Below are 8,848 nucleotides of genomic sequence, written 5' to 3'. Positions count from 1 at the left end.
CTTAGAATCCTACTTTGATTAAATAAATAATTAAAAAATCAATTTACGAGAAAGATCTATTTACACAAAAGATTTGACAGTTTCAGGACCACACATTTGATTATTGATGAAGCACATAATATATTAGGTACTGTTCACAATAAAAGTGATTATTGGCAAAATAAAAGATTATCGTCGTTTGAAGAAATAATAAAAGAAGGACGAAAATTCGGCTTTTTTCTCACGATAGCAAGCCAAAGACCGGCAGATATATCACCAACTATTACTTCTCAATTACATAATTTCTTTGTTCATCGATTAGTAAACGATAAAGATTTAGCAATGTTAGAGAATGCTATGCCTACCCTTGATAAAGCCTCGTTTAATATGATTTCTTCATTGGGTCAAGGAGAAGCAGTTTTAACGGGAAAAGCATTTCCTATTTCAATTTTTACAAAAATAGATCAAGCAGAAAAAAACTATAGACCTAAGAGCGATGACGTTGTCTTAACAGATATTTGGTCAGAAAAATAATTAGAGAATGTTAATAAAGCAGATATTTTTGGATTTGCAAAATTGAAGGAAAAGACATATGAAAATAGGAAATTGGATTTCGGTTGTAAGTATAATTGTTTCATTAATTATTGCGATTTCATCATGGATATATACTGCTTGGACGACGTGGAAAAATAATAGACCCAGTGTAATTATCGCTATTAGACATTATCGATTAGCCAATTTTATGAATAGATACTTAATAATAAAAAATTATGGCAAAACGACAGCAGATATAAAATTCGTTACAAGTGAATGGGTGACAGGTGAAAATGAAAAAATTGACTTATCTATTTGGCAAGATATCACGCTTGCACCTAATCAGGATGATGTATATTATTTACCAGATTGGATAGAAGGTAAATTAAAAATTAAAGTTAAGTATTCTAGACATAATAGTTTGAGTAAATCGGGTCAGTTTAATGATGAATTTGAGTTCAATATCAATAAAGAAAATGATATTGAACTTAGGGTGAAAAATGATAAAGGAGAAACTAATTATTTGGCAGAAATTGCTAGAAGTATTCAAGAATTGAAGAAGTAAGTAGGGTGAAAAAGTTTTGAAGCAAATGAAACATTATGTCGCCACTCATTGGTTTTGTATAAATATTGTTATTCTAGTAGGATTGTTTGGAATTTTAATAGGTGCGTTGATTAATGCTAAGGGTGAAGAATTAGGAAGTTGGGCTGATTGGGTAAGTGGTATTGGAACAGTTGCAGCTTTATTTTTTGCTTATAGTGAAATTATTAATTCAAGAAAGCAATTTGAAAAGGAGCATGAATCTAAATTACAAGTTTATAGTAGTTGGAAAGATTCTGTGAAACTAGAACTTAAGCCAAAGGAAAGTGAAAATCAGGGTGGTGGGAATGCTACTATAAATTCTTCAGGATTAGAATTGCATGTAGTTCCAGTAAATACTGGCCTTTCTGGTGGAGTTTATCGCTATTTTGGAATATGTAAAAAGAAAGATTTTAAAAAAATTAGTGAAATAATGTTTAAGATTCAACATGGAAATTTCAGTAACGAAGAAAGCTATAAAATCATAAATCTTGTATGCTGTTCGCATGAGGATTTAGGAGAAACTAGTACTGACTTTGACATTTCGGGAATGCGATTGATTTTTCCTGATAATAACAAAGTATTTCAATCAATAAAACCCAATAATGTAGGTAAAATTGAAAATAAAAGTAAAAAAGAAATATGTAATAAATTAGGAGAAGAAGCCTATAAGGAATCCTTGGTGGTTTTGTATACTGATCCTAGTTTAAATTTATATTCATTTGATGTAAAACCATATGAGGAAGCGAAGGCGACAGTAACCATGAATTTGTCAGATGAAAAATAAAAAGCATTGTGCAATTTCATCCATAGTAAGCTTTGAGGTGGCTGAATTGATGCGCCATCTGTATGGATTTTAGAGTTCTGCTAGTTTTGCCACTTCTATCCTTATAATCATGTCAATAAACTTGGTGTCAAGCATTAACACTAAGATAAACTTCCTAGTGTTTTAATATCATTGTTTTGTCTTTCCTGTCGAGTCAAAGACGTAGACTAATCCCAGAAAAATACCCAAGTTATCTATTTTAAAAATTACCAAACGCTAATATTCTAAATTTGAAGGATGCTTGACAGTTTATTTACTATGGGCAAAAGAGACACGAATGGTGCAAAAGGAAGGGAAGCCCTTTGCTATTTGATTTAAGATAATTAACAACTATATTTATAGGGAAATAAGAACTATTGAAAGGTAATATTGTGAATAATATCGGACGTCTCTTTTGGTTAAAACTCAAAAATACTAATGCAATATTGACTTCGTTGGTTATTGCGATATTGATTATAACAATTGATTACTTTAATGTTATAAGCTCAGTGCAAATTTCTTTTGCAATTACTATAACAGGTATTGTTGTACTAATTGCCGTTTGGACTATGTATGTTACTAATTTTTATAAGCTAATCAAATTATCAAGTATTAATGTGTTAGATATGGTTTTAGTAACAATTGTCATGACAATGCTGATTTATATGATGTATTTGACTTACATAAATCAGAAAAATACATGGAAGTTCGATTTGGCTACAAGTACTTTAGTTGTTATGTTAATCTCTTTGTTTATAAGATTGAGTTATGTGAAAAAGTCATTAGGTGAGCATAAAAGTAATAGGACTGTAGTTGATTTACGTGATCTATGTGAAGGAAAAATAACAAAATATCCAATCGTTGTTGGTGATCAGGCCGTTAACTATGATCTGTTGGATAGAGATGTGATTGTATCAGTACTTTGTGATTCGATCAATTCAGCTTATTCATCGGGTGCCTATGTAATTGGTTTAGAAGGTGAATGGGGAACAGGAAAAACAACAATTGCCAACTTGGTTCAACAGCGTTTAGTTAAAAATGACGATATTTGTGTTGTTAAAGGCTTGGATTTTTGGACGACTGGCTCTTCGGCTGCACTTATTCAAACCATGTATGATTCTTTGTTAAAAGCATTAGATATTAACTATAATTCGGTTAGAATGAATAAGCTTTTAAAACGTGTAGCTAAATTCATGGTAAATATACCACAAACAGGAAACACGCTTAATCAGATAATTAATGAAAATATATCACAAGATGATGTTGATCAGCTACATGATGAATTAAAGGATTTAATTTTAACTAGTGGCAAAAAATATGTATTTTTTGTTGATGATTTAGATCGAGCAAATAAGTCACAAGTATTATTTTTATTGAAGATGCTTGGTACCTTGTTTAATTTACCAAATTCAATCTTTGTATTGCTTTATGATAAAAATAGAATGGAGCAAATTGTAAGTAACGGAGAAGAAGTAAATCCCGCCTTTGAAGAAAAGATAGTTAATCAAGAAATTAGAATTCCTAAAGTTTCCGAGAAAGTAATTAGTAAAATATATAAAAAAAGTTTGTCTGAAGTTGCTAAAGCAAATGAAATTAGTGATGCCAAATTAAGTTTGCTTATGCCTGCCATAGAACTGGTTGTTAAGCAGATAGGGAGTCTTAGAGAATTAAAACGGGTTATTAATTCCGTTTGCAGTATTGCATTTAGTAAAGACAATAAGTTAAATCCAGCTGATTCATTATTACTTGAATTTATTTATTTTAAGGCTCCTAGTCTGTACAAGTTGATAAAAGATAATAGCTCTAGTTTTATTTCACAAGATTTTGCATCAGCTATGCAATATTTAATGGAAAATGATAATGAGCGTACAGAGCGGCTGAAGAAATTTTATGATGAAAACCTGGAGGAGTATAAAAAGTATATACCAATATTAGAAGAAATGTTTCCTTATGTGAAGAGCTATTATGCTCATGATCGATTACATCTTAGTCCAGATATAACTACAGATGAATTAAAGAATGATAAAAGGCAAAAACAGTTCAGAATATGCAGTGGTTACTATTTTGATTTATACTTTTCACTTACGCAGAATGATTATTCGAGAATTAATCTTCAAGTTGAAGATACAGTTAATAAAATTAACATAGTATCAACTGAAGAAGCGTTGGAGAGAATTTATCGGAAATTTATTGATTCGCCTAGTGAAGAATTAATATTAAAAATTGCAGATTTAAGATTATACATAAACCAAATTAACGATGATAAAAAGATACCATTATGTAGATTATTGTTGAGTAGTGCTAATAAATTTTGGGATGATGGATTTCCTAGTCCTCGTACACAAGTACTATTTAGATGCAAGGAATTACTAGAAACTTCAGATCCTAAAGCAGTCTCTGAAATGATTAAACAGTTTTATAAACGATATGAATTGTTGCGGTGTATGGATACCCTTAATAGTTTTGCTGAAAAAGTTGATTGGTTACAAAAATTAACGACAAAATGTTGGTATGAAATTTGTAAAAATATTTTAAAGAACAAAGTTAATCTGTATGAAGATGGAATTTATGAAGACAAAAATGCGTGGGGATTATATCGTTATGTAAAACATCAAAAATTATCTCCAAAATGTATTTCTGATTATTTAGATTCAATTATTTCTGATAAAAATGTATATAGGATTTTAAATGATGCTGTGCGGGAATCTAGAGGCACTAAAGGATATGGCTATCGATTGGAAAATGAGTATTTGAATACTATGGGATTAGCGCATGTTTCCAAATTAAGAACGATTTTGCAGAAAACTAAACCTGTTAATGCCTCTCAAGAAAGGGTATATCTTGCTTATCATAAATATTTGGAAGGAGACAATGAAGAAAGATATTACGAGAGTCCTATTAATCCGAGTGAATTGTAAAATTGGCATAAGTTAAAATGATAGGTGGTTTATGGCTTCTTCTTTCATAAGCGTTATATAACTGAGTACCTTCTATCTTGATGAAATTTGTTTCATGCTGAAAGCATCATTTAGGAGGTGTTTTTTATGGAAAAGGACAAGCTTCCTATCGTGGCTTTGAGCCAAAGACGGATCTAAAGACCAACTCACAAAAAGCATACCTGCTGTCCGGCATTAGACAAGCAGATCTAGAGCTGGATTTTCTATAATAGCTCGGTTTCCCTAGTTGAAGAAAAGCTCGAAATGGATCTGAACGAGTCTTTCTTTTTTGGGGTTGCAAGCAGAGACGCTTCAAAGCTCTTTGCAGGGATGACTGGAGATACTTGACCATAGTGATGCAGAATAACGAAATGCTGCTCCTAACTTTTTTGATATTAATCACAAGAGAATAAGTAAATTATAGAGTCAGAATTGACATTATTGGAAGTACATAATTATAATAACATAGATATAACAGAATGTAATAAGGTGCATAGTAAATGAATAAGAAAAAGGACAAAAAAGACAAAAAGATAGAGCTACATAGTAATCCGATAATTTCAGTTTTGAATATGAAAGGTGGAGTGGGCAAGACCACTATTACTTGTAATTTAGCAATTGAATTTGCAAATATGGGATATAAAGTATTAGTGGTTGATGTTGACCCGCAATTTAATTCGACTCAAGCGTTGACAAGATTTTTTTATAATAGTTTAGATCAATATTTTGAGTGGCAGAAGCAAAGAAAGACTTTAAAATATATATTTACCTCTAATGATGAGAATAGAGGATTAGTGGATAATTCTGTAAGTAATCCAATTGTAAATTTAAAGAAAGAAAATAAGCTAGTTAAAGATGCCCAGTCTATTGATTTAATTCCTGGAGATTTAAGATTAATTGTAGATATAAATTCAAATGCTTCAGATCGATTAAAAATTTTTTTTAAAACTAATCATTTAGTAGATAAGTATGATATTATTTTGATTGATTGTCCACCAACATGGGGTGAGTTAACTTCGGTGGCTTTAAGTTTATCAAATTATTTTATAATTCCAACAAATCTTGATGAATTTTCTACGGTTGGTGTAAAAATCTTGACAGATCAATTAAAAATGAAAATAGATGCTCGTGATACTCCGTTACGATGTTTAGGAATTGTGTATATGTTTCTTGCGCAAACTCAATCACAAGTAGGAATTAAGACAGACCAAAGAAAATTTCATGATGAATTACACAAATTTCAAGTTGGAGATATGAGTAGTGCTTTAAGTTGTGATATACATACATTTGAGACTTATTTTTATAAAGTGGATCAACTTGTAACCCGGCCTGCTATTTATAGAGGTGAAGAAAATAGATGGTCCAGAGAATATTGTCATAAGATGGTGGATTTATCTTATGAGGTATTAGAAAGATTAAAAAAAGAAAATGAATGATATACGAAAATTTTTGACGCAAAAGCAAGTATCATCATATGAGAAAAAAATAGTTTTTATGGGGCTGTTGGTTTCAACGATTTTTGATAAATCGGAGTTCAAAAAAAATGAAGACTTGCATGCATATATTAGTTTTTACGAACACTTGTTTAAGATAAAAGATGGGTTTAAACCATATGTATATAAATCTAGAACTTTATTAGCTTCAAGAGTAGTGCGACTAGTAAATCAAACTGAAGATATTACTATTTTGACTAAAATATTTAATTATCATATCAGCTTTTTTTATAAAAATAAAAAAAGTTCTAGTTCATTACAAAATGAAACTTTATTAGGTGATTATATAAATGGCGAAAGAAATGTAAAAAAGTAACTTATAATAATGGAAAATGATATAAAAAACGATAAGGAAAAATTTATAAGCATTTTAGATAAATCATTTCCTCAGAAATTTGATAGAGCTATGTTTGAAAATGATGAATTTGATAAGTATTTCAAATTATTGTTTTTATATAGAAAAAGCGTTTATAAGATGTTTGGAAATGAAGAGTATTTAAAAAAGTTTAGTGACAGTTGTGGCATTATACTATATTGTGGTTTGTTAATTTTGGAGGGAAATGATAATGTAGCACTGGCGTATGGAAGAGCTGCAATGGACCAATTTATTAGAGGAGTAGCACTTGTACAAGGCATTACGATTCCTGGTGAAGACAGATTTAAATTTAGTTATTTATTGGATCAATCCAGTAAAACTATTAAGACAAATTGTTTAGGATATGGTCATATTAGACATAAGAAAAAAAAGAAATTTAATCGAATAAGTGAAGAATATTCTCAGCAAATTAAAGAGATTTATTGGGGATTGTCACAATCAGTACATATTAAAGCAGATGTACCATTACCAGATGTGCTTCAAGAAGTAATAGCTAATCAAAATAATAAAATAGATTTTCTGGCTTTTAGTAAGTTAAATGATGAACTAATTTTTTTTATAGAATATTTAATTTTGATTGATAAATTTTATTTAAATTTACTACCTGATATATTGGTAAGTGATTATTTACGCCCATTAACTTCTGAAAAATTTGAAAAATATTTTTTTGAAATAGCTATGTTTTAATATTGAATTTAGTTTTTGAATAGGCACATGTCTATTATTTCAGATTAAAAGTAAGAACATGGTTTGAAGTTTAATGACTTTTTATTGGTAAACCTAAATAGGAAGTAAATTATGACATGACAACGTTATGATTTATTTTTTTGTTTAAAGTTGATTTTTTATTAAATTCTGTTGATGAAGAGCAAGTTAATGGAATCTTGGTACTAGCAATCTGACAAAAATATTACTAATTTTAGCTAATATTTCAATTTGATTAAGAAGGTTCCCAAAATCCGAACAAAATATTATAATAAACTTGCTATGGAATAACAGAAGGGAATTTGAACAGAGATGAACAAGAGAAGCACATTAGTTACCTTTGCATCAGCAGCTGTTTTACTCGGCTTATTTAACATAAATAACAGTCAAACAGTTAAAGCTGATACAGTAGAACAACCTACAACTGATCAGAGAAATACGCAAACTACGACTGCTAATGATAATGATCAAAATGGTAAATCAGATCAAGATCAGACACAAACTGGTCAAAATACTGCTGCAACTACTGATCAAACGCAAAATCAAACTGATCAAAATAATACTGCAGCAGATAATACCAATAATGCTGGCAACCAGAACAACACTGGTGCTGCAGATACTGATACCACTAATGCTAATCAAGACACTCAAAACCAAGTAGGAGGGTTCACGGACACTACTCAATCTACTAATGATTATGCTTCTAACAGTGTTAGTGATACTAGTTATGTTCAGAATAATGACGCTGTAGTTTATAACTTAGATCCGCAAACTGTGCAAATGTTGCGAACTGCAGATGTTAATCCTAAGGATTTAACTGAAGTCCAACTTAAGGAAGTAAGAAAGTTGAACTTTAATGAGCTTGATAAGGATACTAGTACTCACTGGAGCTATGATCAATATGCTGGCGTGGCTAAAAAGATGATTGATCAGGATGCCCAGTATCGTGTGCCATATTTTAATGCTAAGAAGATTAAAAACATGCCGGCAACCGTTACGCGTGATGCACAAACTGGCAAAGTAGCGGAACTAGAAATCTGGGATTCATGGCCAGTACAAGATGCTAAGACTGGTAGAGTAGTGAATTATAAAGGCTATCAATTAATGATCGCCATGATGGGAATCCCTAACCAAAATGATGCCCACATTTATTTGCTCTATAACAAGTACAATGACAATAATCTTAACCATTGGAAATGTGCTGGTCCAATCTTTGGTTTTAACGCTAAGCCAACTGATCAAGAATGGTCAGGCTCAGCTACAGTGAACAAAGATGGCAGTATTCAATTGTTTTACGCTGATGTAGACACTCGTGAGAATACTAATCACCAAAAAATTGCAACAGTTAACTTGAAGCTGTAAGTGTCAATATTTTTGCGGTAGGTTGTGAACCATTAGTCTAACCTTAATTTCTTAAATATTTATCTGATTTATTTCCCT

Annotated in this window: 7 protein-coding genes and 1 pseudogene; all 8 read left to right on the top strand. The window is 30.7% G+C overall.

Features of this window, described 5'->3' with window-relative positions; translation table 11 throughout:
* Window positions 1-84: 84 nt before the first annotated feature.
* A pseudogene (locus CP363_RS09870) lies at window positions 85-513 on the top strand (ATP-binding protein); the annotation flags it as partial.
* A 58-nt stretch (window positions 514-571) separates the two neighbouring features.
* Window positions 572-1,078 (top strand): hypothetical protein, encoded by a 507-nt coding sequence (locus CP363_RS09865; RefSeq protein ID WP_089146276.1) that lies wholly within the window; start codon window positions 572-574, stop codon window positions 1,076-1,078.
* Between the two features lie 16 nt (window positions 1,079-1,094).
* Window positions 1,095-1,880, top strand: coding sequence for a hypothetical protein (locus CP363_RS09860; RefSeq protein WP_098043531.1), 786 nt, complete (start codon window positions 1,095-1,097; stop codon window positions 1,878-1,880).
* Between the two features lie 410 nt (window positions 1,881-2,290).
* Window positions 2,291-4,816 carry a P-loop NTPase fold protein gene (locus tag CP363_RS09855; protein ID WP_098036194.1) on the top strand — a complete coding sequence of 842 codons (2,526 nt, stop codon included), beginning with the start codon at window positions 2,291-2,293 and terminating at the stop codon, window positions 4,814-4,816.
* Between the two features lie 518 nt (window positions 4,817-5,334).
* Window positions 5,335-6,270: a ParA family protein gene (locus CP363_RS09850; RefSeq protein ID WP_098036193.1), complete on the top strand. Its 936-nt coding sequence runs from the start codon at window positions 5,335-5,337 to the stop codon at window positions 6,268-6,270.
* Window positions 6,263-6,643: a hypothetical protein gene (locus tag CP363_RS09845; RefSeq protein WP_098036192.1), complete on the top strand. Its 381-nt coding sequence runs from the start codon at window positions 6,263-6,265 to the stop codon at window positions 6,641-6,643. The genes CP363_RS09850 and CP363_RS09845 overlap by 8 nt, the downstream gene beginning before the upstream one ends.
* Window positions 6,644-6,652: 9 nt before the next feature.
* The gene (locus CP363_RS09840; RefSeq protein ID WP_098036191.1) at window positions 6,653-7,390 is read left to right on the top strand and encodes a hypothetical protein; all 738 of its coding nucleotides are present in this window, start codon (window positions 6,653-6,655) and stop codon (window positions 7,388-7,390) included.
* Window positions 7,391-7,720: 330 nt separating this feature from the next.
* The gene (locus tag CP363_RS09835; RefSeq protein ID WP_233187161.1) at window positions 7,721-8,770 is read left to right on the top strand and encodes a glycoside hydrolase family 68 protein; all 1,050 of its coding nucleotides are present in this window, start codon (window positions 7,721-7,723) and stop codon (window positions 8,768-8,770) included.
* Window positions 8,771-8,848: the final 78 nt, after the last annotated feature.

Origin of the sequence: Lactobacillus sp. UMNPBX12 (assembly GCF_002553955.1) — a bacterium.
In the GTDB taxonomy this organism is placed as follows: Bacteria; Bacillota; Bacilli; order Lactobacillales; family Lactobacillaceae; genus Lactobacillus; species Lactobacillus crispatus.
Note: the sequence above shows the minus strand (reverse complement) of the source record. Positions and strands in the feature narration are given on the sequence as shown.